We start from the raw sequence: 15,889 nt of genomic DNA, 5'->3' as shown, positions 1-15,889 counted from the left end.
CTTACTTGCGGCGGCGGTTCGTGGAAGCGGCAGGTGCCGAGGTTTGCGACGGCGCAGCGCCGCCGTCCACGCCCAGGCGGCCACCGCCGCCGAGGCCCTGGCCGCGCACCGTCTGCGCCTTGTAGTTGCGCAGCGAGCGGACCATCTGGTTGAAGGCGTCCATGAAGGCGGCCGCAATCACCTTGCCTTGCGGCGTGCGCGTGTAGCCGCCGATGCCGCCCGCGCCGGAAAGGCCGCCCAGGCCGGCAAAGCCCGCGAAGTCGGTCTTGGACGCGCTGCCTTCGGCGGCAGCCACCTGCACGCCCGAGCGGTTGTCGATGAGGGTCAGCAGGGCGCTAGCTTCCTTGGTCTGCATGCTGGCGCCGAGCTGTGCGATGGCACGGCCGCGGCCGCCACCCACCAGGCCGCCCAGCGCGCCACCGAGGCCGCCGGCGTCGCTGTTGCTGAACACGATCTCGGGCGACAGGCCGTAGTCGGAGGCCACCATCTGGCCGCGGCCGAAGTTGCTGCCGCCGCGCATTTCGCCCGACTGCATCAGCGCGCGTTCGCGCGTCATGGCGTTCATGCCGGCCGCGCCGCGCTCGACCACCACGAAGCAGTTCGATTGCTGCACCAGCAGGCGCAGCAGGTTGGCCGTGGGCGGCAGCTTGTATTCGCCGGTGAGCACCGTGTACCAGCCTGCGCTCTGGTTCTCGATCAGCGAGACCGTGCCCAGCGGCGATTCGCAGCGCTCGAGCTGGCTGCTTTCGCCGGAGGTGGCGCCGCCTGCGGCGCTGCCGGTGGCCACGGTCTTGGCCGACTGGCTGCCCATCTGCATGTCCATGGTCTGGCAGCCCGAAAGGGCCAGAAGGCCGGCGAGTGCGCTTGCGAGAGAAAGTTTGGAAAAAGCCATGTCCTGATCTGTCAAGTGAGAAGAATGCGGCGCCCGTGGCGGACGTCACTTGTCAAAACCGAAGATGGAATTGCCATGGCCTGTACGACCTCCCGATTCGACGCGCCGCCGGCGACCGCGCGACGATACGACCCGAGAAATCGGCACACCAGTGCCGAAAGTCATGTGCCTGTGCGCACGGCCCGGTCGCTCGCCTTGCATCGCATGGGGAAGCAGCGCGACCGGAGTCCGAAATCGGGGACGTGTGGGTGGGGGCAACCCGGGTCCTCGATCGCTCCGGCCGCAACGTCGAACAGGCGTTCTGTTCGAGGGGACGACGCATGGAGCGGGGGCATTATTACTCAGGAAACTTTTTTTAACATTGGCGTAACGGCGGCGGGCGCCCGGCGCTGTTTCTCGAGGAAAACGCGAGGCTGCTGCGGCGTCGCCACGGTTACATGTCGGCCTTCGACGAGGCCGCGGCGTGTGCCTTCAGGTTGCGTAGTCGCCGCTGGCCTCCGGCTGGTAGAGCACTGCCAGCACGCGCGTCGCGCCCTCGGTGCCATTGGGCATGTCCCAGCGCGCGAGCGTCCCCGTCTTCACGCCCAGCAGGCCGATGCCCACCGGCGACAGCACCGAGACGAAGCCCGCGCCCGGCTGCGAGTCGCCGGGGTAGCACAAGGTGATCTTCTGGCGCTGCTGCGTGGACGGGTCCTCGACCTCCACCTGCGAGTTCATCGTGACGATGTCCGCGGGCATCTCGCGCGAGGGCAGCACGTCGGCCAGGTCGAGCAGCTCGGCGAGCGCGGGAGGTTGCTGGCCCGTCAGTTTGCCGAGACGGACGAAGTCGAGTTCGGTGAGCGTGCGCTCCCCGTGAATGGTTGCAAGCATGAAGCACTCCAGTTGAATGCGTCGCCGTCCTGAATGAAGGAACGAACGGCGTCGCTGCCGCGCGGCGGGTGCCCGGCGGTCAATGGTTCGCGCATCAAGAAGAAGGGTAGCGGACCGCCGGGCTCAGGAAAGTGCGGAGGTGCGTCGCAAGACCACCGCGGTCGCCGCAACGGCTGCACCCGCGCGACGGCCGGCCGCTGCCTTGGGCAGGGCTGCGCATGCGGCAGGGTGTTTGCGGGAGGTGGACCACGGAGACATTCGCGCGAGTTTAGGTGTGTGAGCCGAGGGCATCAAGCAAAGGCCTCATGTGCCTTGCCGATAAGCGGCATGCGGCCACGCACAATCAAAGCCATGCGGACCTTTCTTCTCTATGTTGCGACGGCGCTCGCGGAAATCGTCGGCTGCTATCTGCCTTATCTGTGGCTCAAGCAGGAGCGCCCGGCATGGCTGCTGGTGCCGGCTGCGATCAGCCTCGCGGTGTTCGCGTGGTTGCTGACATTGCACGAGACGGCGGCGGGGCGGGTGTACGCGGCGTATGGCGGCGTGTACATCGGCGTGGCGATCGCGTGGCTCTGGGCGGTCGACGGCATCAAGCCCACGGCGTGGGACCTGGCCGGCGTGGCCGTGTGCTTCGTCGGCATGGGGCTCATCGCGTTCCAGCCGCGATAGGGCGCTTCGCGCAAGCTGCGCCGCAAAAGGAAATGCCTCGCTACCTTGTGAGTAGCGAGGCATTCAGGAACCACCGGAGTGGTTTGTTTTGGCTCCTCGACCTGGGCTCGAACCAGGGACCTACGGATTAACAGTCCGGCGCTCTACCAACTGAGCTATCGAGGAACAAGCCTTAGATTATATGCAATTGATTTGCCGATTTTGGATCGACGCTTCATTTTTTTGAACGGTGTGCAACACCGTCGATGCCGCTGCACAAATGAAAATGCCCCGCTACCTTGTGAGTAGCGGAGTATCCAGTGGCCTTGGTGCTTTTTTGTGGCTCCTCGACCTGGGCTCGAACCAGGGACCTACGGATTAACAGTCCGGCGCTCTACCAACTGAGCTATCGAGGAACAAGCCTTAGATTATAGCGTGCTTTTTTGCTCGTTCTCAAGCGCGCACAGATTTCGAAGACACAACCGTGATCAGAGCGCCACGGTCAGCCCGAGCCGCAACGTGCGCGGCGCGCCAGGGAACAGATAGACATGGCTGAACTGGTAAGGCGACTCCTTCCAGTAGCGGCGATCGAACAGGTTGTCGACAGCGAGTGTCCACGTCGTGTTCACACCGCGCATCCTGGTGTCGTAGCGCAGCACCGCATCCACGCGCGTCCACGAGGGCAAGGTGACCGAGCCGTCGGGCAGCACGTTGCGCCGGCCTTCGTACGACAGCTGTCCCGCCACCTCGAGTCCCGGCACTGCCGGCACGCGGTACGCGGCCTGCGCGCGCAGCACCTGCTTGGGCACGTTGGTGGGCGACTGGCCGTTGAGCGCCGGGTTCGCCGTGCTGTCGCGGCGCTTCGCGTCGATCAGCGTCACGCTGCCGCCCAGGCGCCATGGCCCCTGGTTCCATTGCGCGCCGCCCTCCAGGCCGCGGTGCACCGCGCGGCCGTCGTTGCGCACGTCGCAGAACCCGCTGCACTGGTCGATGTTGGTGACCGGCCGCGAGATGTCGAAGTACGCCACCTGCCAGTTGAAGCCGTCGTTGCCGCCCTTGACGCCCAGCTCCCACTGGCGCGAACGCAGCGCGGGCAGCGCCTGCCCGGCATTGCCGTACGTCGCGCGGTTCGGCACGACCTGCGATTCCACACCCTGGCCCCAGCTCGCATACCCCAGCAGCCCCGGCTGGAGGGCATAGCTGGCCGCCAGCCATGGCGTGGTCACGCCTTGCTTGTAGCCCGTCGGTTCCGAGCCGTCGTTGCCGATGCTGCGGCGATCGAGCCGCGTGTGGCGCACGCCCACCCAGGTGCTGAAGCGCTCGGTCCAGCGGATCGCGTCCTGCACCGACAGCTCGGTCGAGCGCTCGTCGCGGTTGGTCTGCGGCGTGGTCGCATCGGGGCTCGGCGGCACGATGGCCGTGCCCCAGATGTTGCCGATGCCCGCGAAGTTGTAGGCCTGGTTGTCGAAGCGGTTGCGCACACGGCTTTGCAGCAGCCCGAAGCCCAGCTCGTGCTTCACGCTGCCCGTCATCACGTTGCCCTTGAGATTGAGGCTGCCCGCGGTCTGCGTGCGGCGCTCGTTCTCGCTGCGGAAGTCGTAGACGTCGAAGGTGCCGTCGGAGCAGTAGCGGTCGTAGTTGCCCTCGGCGCTGCAGCCGAAGGCATAGGCCAGCCGGTCGTCGCTCTTCAGGCGCTGCTGGCCGATCTGCGCGGACCAGCGCCAGTCGGCGTTCAGCGCCTGGCTGAAGCGCACGGTGCCGGTCAGCGCCTTGAACACCGACGGCTGCGACCACGGCTGGTTGTTGAGGTTGATGCGCGGGTCCACCGGCCGGGGCAGCACGCTGCCCAGCAGGCTGTAGCCGTTCTGGCTGGGCTGCGTCTTGCGGCTTTGCTCGATCTCGAATTCCAGCACCGAGTCGCGCGTGATGCGCCAGTCGGCCGCCAGCGAGAACAGGTTGCGGTTGCCGTCGAGGTTGTGCGTGAGCGGCTTCAGGTTCTCGCTCGCCACGTTGAGCCGGTAGCCGAACTCGCGGTTCTCGCCGAAGCGCCCGCCAAGGTCGAGCGCGCCGAGCACGCTGCCGCGGCTCGTGGTCTCGATGCGCACCGTGCGCAGGTCCTGCTCGGTCGGCCGCTTCACGACGTAGTTGACCAGTCCGCCCGGCGCACTGGTGCCGGCCTGGATGCCGCTGGTGCCGCGCAGGATCTCCACGCGCTCCTTGTTGTCCAGCGGGATCGAGGTCTCGGCGCTGATCGGCAGGCCTTCGCGGCGGTAGTTGAAGCGGTTGTCCAGCACGAAGCCGCGCACCGTCAGGTAGTCCCAGTAGCCGGCCGAGTTGTAGGCGTCGGTGACCGAGGCGTCGAACTGCGTGAGGTCGGCCAACCGGCGCGCGCCGCTCGCGCGCAGTTGCTGGCTGTCGACGATCGTGGCGGAAAGCGGCAGCTCGCGCAGCGGCACGTCGCCGAAGCCGCTCACGTCGGCCTGCGGCGCGGCGACCGCGTCGGTGACGGTGACTTCACGCAGCGCGGCCGACTGGGCTGGCTGGGCCGGTTGCGCCTGTTGGGCTGGTTGCGCCTGCGCGCCCCACGCGGCAGCAAGCAGCGCCGCGGCAATGGCACACGACAAAGGGGAAAGGGGCGAGAGAGTGTGTTGCTTCATTCTGTTCAAAGGCTGGCCGCGGCGGCCTGCATGGCCGCCATCCATTGCGCGGCCGTGAGTTCGGGGTCTTCGGCGGCGACCAGTGCGCGCACCACGGCGACCGAGCCGACGCCGGTGGCCAGCACCTCGGGCAGCCGCATGGTGTCGATGCCGCCGATGCCCACCTGCGGGTAGCCGCGCAGCAGCCGTGCATAGGCGCCGAGCCGGGCCACGCCCTGCGGTGCGGTCGCCATCTTCTTGAGCGTGGTCGGGTAGACCGCGCCCATCGCGATGTAGCTCGGGCTCACCCTGTCGGCGCGCACCATCTCCGCATAGCCGTGCGTGCTCACGCCCAGGCGCAGGCCGGAGGCGCGCAACCGCGCGAGAGATTCGGGCGAGAGCGCGTCCAGGTCTTCCTGGCCGAGGTGGATGCCGTAAGCCCCCGCCGCAATGGCGACCTGCCAGTGGTCGTTGATGAACAGCAGGGCGCCGGTGCCTTGCACCGCGTCGACGGCCGCCTGCACTTCGCGCTCGACGGCCGCGGCGTCTTCGGACTTGAAGCGCAACTGCACCGTCGGCACGCCGGCGCGCGCCATGCGGCCGACCCATTGCGCATCGGGCAGCACGGCGTAGAGGCCGAGCCGCTCGGGGCAGGGCGGAAACGCATCGCCGCGCGCGGTTGGCGGAAACGCCCGCATGCCGAAATCTTCGGGTGCATCGGGCCACAGCGCGGCGTCGAAGCTGCTCAGCCGCTGCGTCTGCGCGCGCCACGCGAGCGCGAGGCATTCGGCATCGATCTCGATGAAGCCGAGCGCGGAGCAGGCCCGCTTGGCGCCGCGGTACACGGGGTCGTCCGACGAGAAATTCGGCGCGCTCACGGGCGCTGAAGCAATGGCGCCAAAGCGCAACCCGTGCGCCGCGACGATGGCTTGCGCAACGGCGCCTGCTTCGAGTGCGGTGCTCATGGCGCGTGGTGCCAGAAAGGCGTGCCGAGCACGGGCGTGCTGGGGTGCGCGGCGTCTTGCGCGGCCATGGCGCCGGCGCGGTGCGCGGTGCGGCCGGCCTGAACGGCGTCGGCAAAGGCGCCGGCCATGGCGACGGGGTCTTGCGCGAGCGCCACGGCGGTGTTGAGCAGCACGCCGTCGTAGCCCCACTCCATCACCTGGCAGGCATGCGAGGGCAGGCCCAGCCCCGCATCGACCAGCATCGGCACCTTGAGCCGATCGCGCAGCACCTGCAGCGCATACGGGTTGACCGGGCCGCGGCCGGTGCCGATGGGCGCGGCCCACGGCATCACCGCCTGGCAGCCCACGTCGACCAGCCGCTGGCACAGCACGAGGTCTTCGGTGCAGTAGGGCAGCACCTTGAAGCCGTCGCGGATCAGCTGCGTTGCCGCATCGACCAGGTTCAGCGTGTCGGGCTGCAGCGTGTAGTCGTCGCCGATCAGCTCGAGCTTGATCCACGGCGTGTCGAACAGCTCGCGCGCCATCTGCGCGGTGGCGATCACTTCCTGCACGCTGTGGCAGCCGGCGGTGTTGGGCAGCACCGGCACGGCCAGCTTGCGCAGCAGCTCCCAGAAGCCATTGCCGAGGTCGCTGTTGCCCGAGCCCTGGCTGGCGGTCTGGCGGCGCAGCGAGGCGGTGAGCATGGCGGGCCTGGCGCGTTTCACCGCGGCCTCGAGCAGGTCGGGCGAGGGGTAGCGCGCGGTGCCGAGCAGCAGGCGGCTCTGGAAGGTCTCGCCGTAGAGAACCAGCGGATCGGCTGCGGTGGGTGCGGCGGGTGCGGTGGCTGCAGTGGCTGCAGTGGGTGTGGCGGTCATGTTGTCTGTCTCCATCATTCAGCCGCCCGTCACGGGGCGGATCACTTCGATGCGGTCGCCGGGCTGCAGCGCGCGCGCGGCGTAGGCCGAGCGCGGCACGAACTCGCGGTTCACCGCCACCGCGAAAGGCGGCGTGGCGGCCAGTGCGGCCAGCGCGTCGGTCAGCGTGGCACCGTCGGCCAGCGCGAAGGGCTTGTCGTTGATCAGGATGTTCATCGTCATGTGTCGGGTGCCTGCATGCCGAAGGCCTGCGCGAGGTCGGAGCGGCCATGCGTGAGCAGCTCCATCGCCACGTCGAGCATGGCCGGCGCGATCATGAAACCGTGGCGGTACAGGCCGTTGACCTGCAGCACGCGCGGCTGCGGCAGGCGGATGGCGGGCAGGTTGTCGGGCAACGTGGGGCGGCACTGCGTGGCGATCTCCACGATGCGTGCTTCGGCAAAGCCGCTGTGCACGGCGTAGGCCGCGCTCAGCAGTTCGAGCGTGGAGCGCACGCTGGCGGGCGACATGTCGTCCGACTCGATCTCGGTTGCGCCGATCACGAACAGGTTGCCGGGCTTGGGCGCGATGTAGAGCGGGTAGCGCGGGTGCACCAGGCGGGTGGGGCGCTGCAGGCTCACTTCGGGCGCATGCACGCGGATCACCTCGCCGCGCACGCCGCGCAGCGCGCTCCATTGGGGCTTGGCGCCGAGGCCGCGGCAGTCGATGACCCAGTCGGGCTGGCCGGCCGTGCCGGGCGAAAAGTCGGCGGGGGCGCGCGGCGATTGCCAGTGCAGCGTCACGCGCGGGTCGTTCTCGAGCGTTGCGCGCAGCGAGGCCAGCAGCGCGCGGTTGTCGAGCTGGCCTTCGCCCGGCAGGAACAGCCCTTGTGCGAAGCGTTGGCCCAGCGAAGGTTCCAGCGCGGCGATGGCTTGGCCGTCGAGCGTCTGCATCGGCGCGAGTTCGGGCACCTGCGCGCCGGTGTTCGCAAGCACGCGCGCCAGCCGCGTGGCCTCGGCGGCGTCCTGCCGGTGCCACAGCACCAGCGTGCCTTCACGCTGGAAGAACACCGGCTGCGCCAGCGGCGCGAGCAGCTCGGGCCAGCGCGACAGCGCATGCTGGCCCATGCGCACGACCGACACCGGCGCCACCGCCGACTCGGCCAGCGGCGCCAGCATGGCCGCGGCCACGCGCGCAGCGGCACCCTCGGCGTCGGGGCTTCCTGCTTCGAAGAGATCGACCGTGCAGCCCTGCCGCGCCAGCGTCACCGCCAGCAGCCGGCCCATGAGGCCCGCACCGAGGATCGCGGCCGATTCGAAAGGGAGGTTCATCGAAGAGCGGCTCATCGCCAGGCTCCTTCGCGTCGCCGATAATTTTCCGCATGACCCAAGGACCCACCCAGCGCTACGCACGCGTGCTTTCCATCGCCGGTTCCGACAGTGGCGGCGGCGCCGGCATCCAGGCCGACCTCAAGACCTTCGCGGCGCTCGGCTGCTACGGCATGACGGCCATCACCGCGCTCACCGCGCAGAACACGCTCGGCGTGTCGGGCATCCACGGCGTGCCGGCCGGGTTCCTCAAGGCGCAGATCCAGGCCGTGGTGGAAGACATCGGCGTCGACGCCGTCAAGCTCGGCATGCTGCACGCGCCCGAGGTGGTCGAGGTGGTGGCCTGGGCCATCGACCGCTACCAGCTGAAGAACGTGGTGCTCGACCCCGTGATGGTCGCCACCAGCGGCGACCGGCTCATTGCCGCCGACACGGTGCAGGTGCTGGTGCGCGAGCTGTTCCCGCGCGCGCTGGTGGTCACGCCCAACCTGGACGAGGCAGCCTTGCTGATCGGCCATGCCATCGGCGGCATCGACGCGCTCGACGGCGCGGCCGACGAGCTGCTCGCGCTCGGCGCGAAGGGCGTGCTGCTGAAGGGTGGCCACCTGCCCGGCGACGAGGTGGTCGACGTGCTGCTGCAATCCGGTGGCCAAAGAAAGCGCCTGGCGTCGCGGCGCATTGCCAGCCGCAACCTGCACGGCACCGGCTGCACGCTGTCGTCCGCCATTGCCGCGCACCTGGCGCTGGGCGCGGCGCTGCCCGAGGCGGTCGAGCAGGCGCGTGCCTACATCCTCGGTGCCATGGCGGCCGGGGCGGACGTGAAGGTCGGCGCGGGTCATGGCCCCCTCAACCACGGCTTTGCGCCAGTGCCGACGCGCCGCCTGCCGTTGTAGCGGTCGGCTTGGGGCGGCTGAGCCAGGCGAGCACGAAGGTCGCCGCCAGCGTCGGCAGGGCCGAGCCGAACTGCGGCGCCCACCTGGCCAGCGCGTGGTAGGCCGCGATGCCCGCGATCCAGATCAGCGCCGCGGCCACGTCGACCTTGCGCGCACCGGCCAGCGACACCGCCCGGCCGCTGCCCAGCCGCCCGATGATCACGCCGTACAGCGGCACGAACACCGAGCTCAGCATCAGCAGGAAGGGCTCCAGCGTGTGCATCGGCAGCACCAGCGCCAGCGCGATGCACAGCGCGGCCAGCAGCAGGCCCCAGCGTTTCACGCTCCAGCGCGGCAGCAGGCTGTGCGTGGACACGGCGCCTGAATACACGTCGCCATAGGCGTTGTCGAGCTCGTCGATCAGGATCAGGCCCAGCGCCACCAGCCCGCCTTGCGCCAGCAGCAGCGCGGTGACCAGCCCGGTGCCGGGTTCGGCCACGCTCACCACCATCACGCCCAGCGCATAGCACCAGATGTTGGCCAGCGCGTAGCCGATCCAGGTGCCGCTGAAGGCACTGCCCAGCCCGCCCGCGCTGCGCTTGCCGTGCCGCGCATAGTCGGCCACCAGCGGCAGCCACGAGACCGGCATGGCGATCACCAGGTCGAGCGCGCCGAACATGCCCATCGAACCGTCCCCCGGGCGCGCCCAGAAGGCGTCCAGCCCCTTGGCCTGCAGCTGCGTGGCGAACTGCCAGCTGAGCCACAGCAGCGACAGCACCACCAGCGGCAGCCCGAAGCGGCTCACGAAGCGGCGCACCAGCCTGACCATCGAGCCCGCGAGCAGCGCCAGCAGCACCGCGCCCCACAGCAGCGTGGTCAGCACGCCGCCCCAGGCGGTGCCCAGCGAGGGGCCGAACGCCGACTGGCCGATGGCCTGCGTGCCTTCGCGCATCACGACCAGTTCGAAGGTGGTCCAGCCCACCAGCTGCACGATGTTGAGCAGCACCGGCAGCCGCGCGAAGGCGCTGCCGTAGGTGGCGTGCATCAGGCCGGCGCTGGCCAGGCCGCTTTCGCAGCCCAGCCGCGCGGTCCATGCCAGCAGGCCGGCGCCCAGGCACGAGCCCAGCAGGATCGCCAGCGCCGCGTCGCGCGTGCCCACGGCCGGCACCAGGTAGGCGCCGATCTGCATCACCAGCAGGCCCACGCCCAGGCTGAACCAGAGCGAGGCATGGTCGTGCCAGCCGAACACGCGCTTCGATGCGTGCAGCGGGGTCAGCGCCTCGTTGGCGCCGGGGGCGGTGTCGTTGTCGTCGTGTGCCATCCGTTTGCTCCAGTGCAAAAGGTTTGGCAGGTGGGCGGGGCCCGAGCGGCGCGGCCGTCACGCGAGAGAACGTGAGAGACCACCGGACCAGCTTCCCTGCGCGAGGATTACCTCGGGCCTGCCAGATGAATGGCAGGCGCAATCAGGTTCAAAGGGACTTTCTCAGCCGGGCGGCAAGCCGCCCAGCACCCCTAGCAAATGCGCCATGGCGGACCACGGCGCAGGGCGGAGTCTATCCGGTGTCGGGAAGCCGCAACGCCGGGCGTGCCATTGCGCGGTGGCGGTTCAGAATCGCCCGAGGGAGAAAAACCAGAAAGAACGAGGGCGCGCGTGCACGCACGCGTGAGGATGAACCGTATGGCGGACGATTTCGCAAGCATGCGCATGCGGCGCTTCAGGGTCGACGTCGGCACCATCATCTGCGCCGTGGCGCTGGTGCAGTCGCTGCTGCTGGTCGGGCTGGGCTATTGGGCGGTCGAGCGGCTGGTGTCCGAGGTGGGCACGGCCGCGCACAAGATCAACCACGACCGCGTCGAGGACAACGCGCTGGCCTTCCTCGCCCGGACGGCGGCGGTGGTCCGCGCCATAGGCGACTCGCCCAGCCTGCATGCCGCGGGCGAAGACGGCGAGCAGACCGCCGAGATGCTCTGGACGCTGCTCGAGCAGAACCCCGAGCTCGACAGCCTCAACGTGGCCACCGGCGACGGCCACCTGGCCGCGGCGCTGCGCTACCCGTCGCCGGCCATCCGCCAGGTGCAGCGCAGCGCCGAATTCAGCACCGAGACCTGGCAGTACAAGCGCTCGCCCGACGCCGAAGGCGGCGACGCGAAGCAGCGCTTTGCCACGCACGGCATCAGCGCCTTTCGCAGCGACTACGACCCGACGCACCGCAGCTGGTTCACCGACGCGGTGAAGGCCCGGCGCCCGGTCTGGACCGCGCCTTTTCTGTCGGCGGCGTCGCAGGAACTCGCCATCAGCCTTTCGGAGCCCGCCGGCCGGCTCGACGACGAGGGCCGCACGCAGCACATGGTGGTGGCCGCCAACGTGTCGCTGAGTCACCTGTCGAAGCTGGTGCGCATCTTCGGCGAGCTCGGCCATGGCGACAGCGCCTTGCTGAGCGCCGACCACCACGTGCTCGCGCGCAGCGACCACCCCGACCCGGTGCGCGTGCTGGAGTCGCCCGACAGCGGCGTGCTCGGAACGGTGCACGCGCACATGCTGGCCGCGGGCACCGCGGGCGAGACCGAGGACATGGCCTTCGCCGTCACGCACGACGGCCGGCGCTACCTGGTGCAGACCTCGCACCTGCCGTCCACGCGCTGGCAACTGGTCAGCTGGGAGCCCGAAGACCTGCTGCTCGGCGACCTGCAGCGCACGGTGATCTGGGCGCTGCTGCTCACGTTCGGCTTCGTGGGCGTGGCGCTGTACATCTCGCTGCGGCTGTCCAAGCTCGTGACCCAACCCATCGAGAACCTGTCGCGCGTGGCGCGCCGCATCGGCCGGCTCGAGCTCGACAACCTGCCGCTCGCGTCGAGCCGGGTGCTGGAGATCCAGCACCTCAACCAGGCGCTGGAAGAGTCGGCGCGCAGCCTGAAGGCGTTCAGCAAGTTCGTGCCGGTGGACATCGTGAAGCAGCTCGTGGCCGAAGGGCAGGCGCTGGCGCCGGGCGGCTCGCCGCGGCGCATCACCGCCATGTTCACCGACGTGGAAGGCTTCACCTCCATCTCGGAATCGCTGGAGGCCGACGTGCTGGTCAGGCAGCTCACGGAGTACTTCAACCTCGCGGCGCGCATCTTCGCGCGGCATGGCGGCGTGGTCGACAAGTTCATGGGCGACGGGATCATGGTGCTGTGGGGCGCGCCGGCCGACCTGGAAGACGCGGAGTACCACGCCTGCGTGGCCGCGCTGGAGCTGCATGCCGAAATGGCCGAGCTCAACGCCAAGTGGCACGCCGAAGGCCTGCGCGAGTTCCGCACGCGCATCGGCATCCACACCGGCCACGTGATCGCGGGCGTGCTGGGCTCGAGCGACCGGCTGTCCTACACCGCCGTGGGAGACGTCATCAACGTGGCGAGCCGCATCGAAGGAGCGAACAAGGAGCTGGGCACGCGCACGCTGATCTCCGAAATCACCTTCGCGGGGCTCGGCGGCCGGCTGGCCGCGCGGCGCATCGAGGAGATGGCCGAGCTGCGCGGCCGGCAGACGCGCATGGTGCTCTACGAGCTGCTACAGGTCGAGCACCAGCCGGGCTGAGCGGGCCCGCGAACAGCAGGGCAGGAACTGGTCGTTGGCGGCCTGCTCCGCGGGCGTGAGGTAGAGGTCGCGGTGGTCGATGTCGCCGCAGAGCACGCGCGTGAGGCAGGTGCCGCACACGCCCTGCGCGCACGACACGGGAATCGCGACGCCTTCGGCCGCCAGCGCATCCACCACGCTGAGCGATGCCGGCACGCGCACCACGCGGCCCGAGTTGCGCAGCTCGACCTCGAAGTCGCCTGGCTCCGCAGCCGGCGTCGCGGCGCCCGCGAAGTACTCGAAATGCACCTGCGCTTCCGCCCACTGCAGTTCGCGCGCGGTGGCACGCACGGCCTCCAGGAAGCCCTGCGGACCGCACACGTACAGGTGCTTGCCCGGCGCGGGCTGGCCGAGCGTTGCCGCCAGGTCCAGCCGCTGCGCCGGCGGGCCGTCGTCGTGGTGGAAGAACACCTTGGCGGCGAACGCGCTGCCTTGCAGCCGGCGCCGGTAGGGCGCACGCGCGGCGGTGCGGCTGCAGCAGTGCAGCGAAAAATCCGCACCCAGCGCGGCCAGCCGCTGCGCCATCGACAGCAGGGGCGTCACGCCGATGCCACCGGCCAGCAGCAGGCTGTGCGTGGCGCCTTCGTCGAGCGGAAAGTGGTTGCGCGGCGGGCTGATGTTCAGCACCGCGCCTTCGTGCACCGCGTCGTGCATGGCGAGTGAGCCGCCGCGCGAGGCCGTGTCGCGCAGCACGCCGATCTCGTAGTGCTCGTCCTGCGACGGCAGGTTGCACAGCGAATACTGGCGCACCAGGCCTCCGGGCAATGCCACGTCGATGTGCGCGCCGGGCGCGAAGGGCGGCAGCCGCGCGCCGTCGGCCGCGACCAGGCGGAAACCCGCCACGCCCTCGGCCTCCACCGTCTTGCGCGCCACCCGGACCGCGAGCACAGCGCTCATTCGCGCACGAGGAAGTTGCCGGCCTCGAAATGCACGGGCGGTGCGGCGGGGTCGAAGCTCACGCCGGCCGGGTCGCCGCCTTCGCGCACCGCGTCGAGCTGGCGCTGCAGCAGCCGGCGCAGCATGACGATGCCGCGGTCCGACGAGGCCAGGTGCTCCTCGGAATGCGCCGTGATCGCGCCCTGGCTCACCTGCGCCTCGTAGTCGCCCGGAAAGGCGCGGTGCTCGGCCTCGCTCAGTTCCTCCCACAGCTTGCCGTTCAGCCGCGAGCGCACGCGCGCCAGGTCGCCGGGCGTCTTCACGCGGCCCACGGTGTAGATGCGAAAGCTGTGGTCGTCCATGGGCAGCACCCAGCCGATGGATTCCACCCGCCCGTACGCCGCCACGCGCGGGTTCGGCACCACGCGCAGCGTGGGCAGCACCGGGCCGGCCACGCGGCGGAAGGTGGCGCCGTCTTCCAGCTTGCGGATGGAGGTGATCGTCACGCCGGTCTCGGTGCTCTCGAAGCTCACGTCGGGCATCTGGCCCATCAGCGCCACGAACTGCGTGCCGCTGAAGCTGCCGTGCAACACGGGAACATGGAACGGGTCGGCCACGTTCTCGTAGTGCTGCAGCCAGTTGCACGGAATGACCTGCGGCCCGCCGCCGCCGATGCTGTTGCCGTCGGCCTCCAGCGTCTCGCCTTCGTCCATCGTTTCCAGGCAGTCGTAGCGCGGCAGCACGGGCTTCTTCTCGGCCGGGCCGAGGTAGGCCCAGACCAGGCCGTACTGCTCCTGCACCGGATACCAGGGCTGGCGCACGCGGGAGCGGCCGCGCGCGCCGCCGTCGGGCTCGCAGGGCTGGTCGACGCAATGGCCCTGCACGTCGAACATCCAGCCGTGGTAGCAGCAGCGGATGCCTTCTTCTTCCACGCGGCCGTAGTACAGCGAGGCGCCACGGTGCGCGCAGCGCCAGTGCACCAGGCCCGCGCGGCCCTTCCTGTCGCGGAACAGGATCAGGTCTTCGCCGAGCACGCGCACCTGGCGCGGCGTGTCGCCGGCATCGGCGGCCAGGCCGATCGGGTGCCAGTAGCGGCGCAGCAGCTCGCCCATGGGCGTGCCGGCACCGACCTCGGTCAGCTCGGGCTTGTGGCTCGGCGGCTTGCGGCCGTAGGCGGTGCCGGTGTCGAACGCGATGGGCTGCCAATCGCCACTGGTCGTCGCGGCAGCCGTGGCCGTGGAGGAGGAGGAGGAGGAGGAGGAGGGAGGTGCGACGGCGCTCATTCGGGGGTGACTCCTGCGGCCTTGATCAGGTCCGCGACACGGGGAAAGTCGGCCTTGTAATTGGCCCGGAATTCGGCGGGCGTGCTGCCCAGGGGCTCGAAGCCGAAGCCGGCCAGCCGCTCCTGGACGTCGGGCATCTTCGTGATCTCGCGCAGCGCGGCCGACCATTCGTCTAGCACCGGCTGCGGTGTCTTCGCGGGCGCGTACACGCCGATCCAGCTGTCGAGGTCGAAGCCCGCGAAGCCCTGCTCGGTGAAGGTCGGCACGTTGGGCATTGAGCGCACGCGCTGCCGCCCGGTGATGCCCAGCACCTTGATGCGGCCCGACTGCGCCAGCGCACGCGCCGTGGCCGGGTTGGCCCAGGCCACGCCCAGCGCCTCGCCGAACATGTCGTTGTGTGCCGCCGCCTCGGCCTTGTAGGGCACGTGGACCAGGTCGATGCCGGTCTGGCGCGCCAGCAGCTCGCCGAACAGGTGCGCGTTGGAGCCGTTGCCCCAGGTGCCGTAAGACACGCCCGGGTGCGCCTTGGCGTAGGCCACGAACTCGCGCACGTTCGAGAACGGCGCCGAGGCGCGCGCGATCAGCATCGGGCCGCCGGTGGCCAGCTGCGACAGCGGCTCGAAGTCCTTCACCGGGTCGTAGGGCAGCCTGGGCTGCAGCACCACGTTGTTGATGTGCGTGAGCGGCAGCGTCAGCAGTACGGTATAGCCGTCGGGCGCGGCCTTGGCCACCGTGTCGGCGGCAATGGTGCCGCTCGCGCCGGGCTTGGCCTCGACGATCACGGGCTGGTTCCAGCGCGTCTTGAGCTTCTCGGCGTAGATGCGCGCGATGACGTCCATCGGCCCGCCCGGCGACCCGAAGGGAACGATGCGCACCACGCGGCCGGGAAAGCGCGGGGCCTGCGCGAAGGCGGGGCCGGCAGCGAGTGCCGCGAGGCCCGCGCCAAGAATGCCGAGCGTGCGGCGGCGCGTGGCGCCTCCGTGCGGCGAGGGTCTGAACCGATTCATCGTGTCTCCAGTCGTGTTGTACTTGTGCGCTCGACGATACGGACCGCCCGCCCCATGGGCAATTCG

At 69.8% G+C, this 15,889-nt stretch carries 14 protein-coding genes and 2 tRNA genes; 3 read left to right on the top strand and 13 right to left on the bottom strand.

Going from position 1 to position 15,889, the window contains the following annotated elements; translation table 11 throughout:
- Position 1: 1 nt before the first annotated feature.
- Entirely contained in the window at positions 2-892 is an 891-nt protein-coding gene (locus BM013_RS03035; protein ID WP_093122594.1) for a CsgG/HfaB family protein, read from the bottom strand.
- A gap of 471 nt (positions 893-1,363) precedes the next feature.
- Positions 1,364-1,762, bottom strand: a complete 399-nt coding sequence (locus tag BM013_RS03030; protein ID WP_093122592.1) for a GreA/GreB family elongation factor — start codon at positions 1,760-1,762, stop codon at positions 1,364-1,366.
- A gap of 351 nt (positions 1,763-2,113) precedes the next feature.
- Between BM013_RS03030 and BM013_RS03025 the strand changes: the two genes are divergently transcribed.
- The gene (locus tag BM013_RS03025; RefSeq protein WP_093122590.1) at positions 2,114-2,431 is read left to right on the top strand and encodes a YnfA family protein; all 318 of its coding nucleotides are present in this window, start codon (positions 2,114-2,116) and stop codon (positions 2,429-2,431) included.
- A gap of 89 nt (positions 2,432-2,520) precedes the next feature.
- On the opposite strand, the gene BM013_RS03020 is transcribed toward BM013_RS03025, so the two are convergent.
- From BM013_RS03020 to BM013_RS02990, 7 genes are all read right to left on the bottom strand, one after another.
- A tRNA-Asn gene (locus BM013_RS03020) sits at positions 2,521-2,596 on the bottom strand.
- 154 nt (positions 2,597-2,750) lie between these two features.
- Positions 2,751-2,826, bottom strand: a tRNA-Asn gene (locus BM013_RS03015).
- Between the two features lie 72 nt (positions 2,827-2,898).
- Positions 2,899-5,067 (bottom strand): TonB-dependent siderophore receptor, encoded by a 2,169-nt coding sequence (locus tag BM013_RS03010; protein WP_093122587.1) that lies wholly within the window; start codon positions 5,065-5,067, stop codon positions 2,899-2,901.
- A 5-nt stretch (positions 5,068-5,072) separates the two neighbouring features.
- Complete coding sequence (thiE, locus tag BM013_RS03005) at positions 5,073-6,011, bottom strand: thiamine phosphate synthase (RefSeq protein ID WP_093122585.1); 939 nt, start codon at positions 6,009-6,011, stop codon at positions 5,073-5,075.
- Entirely contained in the window at positions 6,008-6,865 is an 858-nt protein-coding gene (locus tag BM013_RS03000; protein ID WP_093123340.1) for a thiazole synthase, read from the bottom strand. The genes thiE and BM013_RS03000 overlap by 4 nt, the downstream gene beginning before the upstream one ends.
- A gap of 18 nt (positions 6,866-6,883) precedes the next feature.
- On the bottom strand, positions 6,884-7,087 hold the full coding sequence (gene thiS, locus BM013_RS02995) for a sulfur carrier protein ThiS (protein WP_093122582.1): 204 nt from the start codon (positions 7,085-7,087) through the stop codon (positions 6,884-6,886).
- Complete coding sequence (locus tag BM013_RS02990; RefSeq protein WP_093123337.1) at positions 7,084-8,175, bottom strand: FAD-dependent oxidoreductase; 1,092 nt, start codon at positions 8,173-8,175, stop codon at positions 7,084-7,086. The genes thiS and BM013_RS02990 overlap by 4 nt, the downstream gene beginning before the upstream one ends.
- A 50-nt stretch (positions 8,176-8,225) precedes the next feature.
- On the opposite strand from BM013_RS02990, the gene thiD reads away from it, so the two are divergent.
- Complete coding sequence (gene thiD, locus BM013_RS02985; protein WP_093122580.1) at positions 8,226-9,065, top strand: bifunctional hydroxymethylpyrimidine kinase/phosphomethylpyrimidine kinase; 840 nt, start codon at positions 8,226-8,228, stop codon at positions 9,063-9,065.
- Here thiD and BM013_RS02980 read toward each other — a convergent pair.
- The gene (locus BM013_RS02980; RefSeq protein WP_093122578.1) at positions 9,019-10,365 is read right to left on the bottom strand and encodes a purine-cytosine permease family protein; all 1,347 of its coding nucleotides are present in this window, start codon (positions 10,363-10,365) and stop codon (positions 9,019-9,021) included. The genes thiD and BM013_RS02980 overlap by 47 nt on opposite strands.
- A 357-nt stretch (positions 10,366-10,722) precedes the next feature.
- Here BM013_RS02980 and BM013_RS02975 point away from each other — a divergent pair, with 357 nt between their 5' ends.
- Positions 10,723-12,618 carry an adenylate/guanylate cyclase domain-containing protein gene (locus tag BM013_RS02975; protein ID WP_093122576.1) on the top strand — a complete coding sequence of 632 codons (1,896 nt, stop codon included), beginning with the start codon at positions 10,723-10,725 and terminating at the stop codon, positions 12,616-12,618.
- On the opposite strand, the gene BM013_RS02970 is transcribed toward BM013_RS02975, so the two are convergent.
- Genes BM013_RS02970 through BM013_RS02960 form a run of 3 tightly spaced genes read right to left on the bottom strand, consistent with a single transcriptional unit; the run spans position 12,592 to position 15,823 of the window.
- Positions 12,592-13,554, bottom strand: a complete 963-nt coding sequence (locus BM013_RS02970; protein WP_093122574.1) for a PDR/VanB family oxidoreductase — start codon at positions 13,552-13,554, stop codon at positions 12,592-12,594. The two genes, BM013_RS02975 and BM013_RS02970, sit on opposite strands and share 27 nt — an antisense overlap.
- The gene (locus BM013_RS02965) at positions 13,551-14,816 is read right to left on the bottom strand and encodes an aromatic ring-hydroxylating dioxygenase subunit alpha (RefSeq protein WP_093122572.1); all 1,266 of its coding nucleotides are present in this window, start codon (positions 14,814-14,816) and stop codon (positions 13,551-13,553) included. Before BM013_RS02965 ends, BM013_RS02970 begins: the two co-directional genes overlap by 4 nt.
- Entirely contained in the window at positions 14,813-15,823 is a 1,011-nt protein-coding gene (locus BM013_RS02960) for a Bug family tripartite tricarboxylate transporter substrate binding protein (RefSeq protein WP_093122569.1), read from the bottom strand. Before BM013_RS02960 ends, BM013_RS02965 begins: the two co-directional genes overlap by 4 nt.
- Positions 15,824-15,889 lie beyond the last annotated feature (66 nt).

Source organism: Variovorax sp. OK605, from assembly GCF_900115445.1.
Lineage (GTDB): Bacteria > Pseudomonadota > Gammaproteobacteria > Burkholderiales > Burkholderiaceae_C > Variovorax.
Note: the sequence above shows the minus strand (reverse complement) of the source record. Positions and strands in the feature narration are given on the sequence as shown.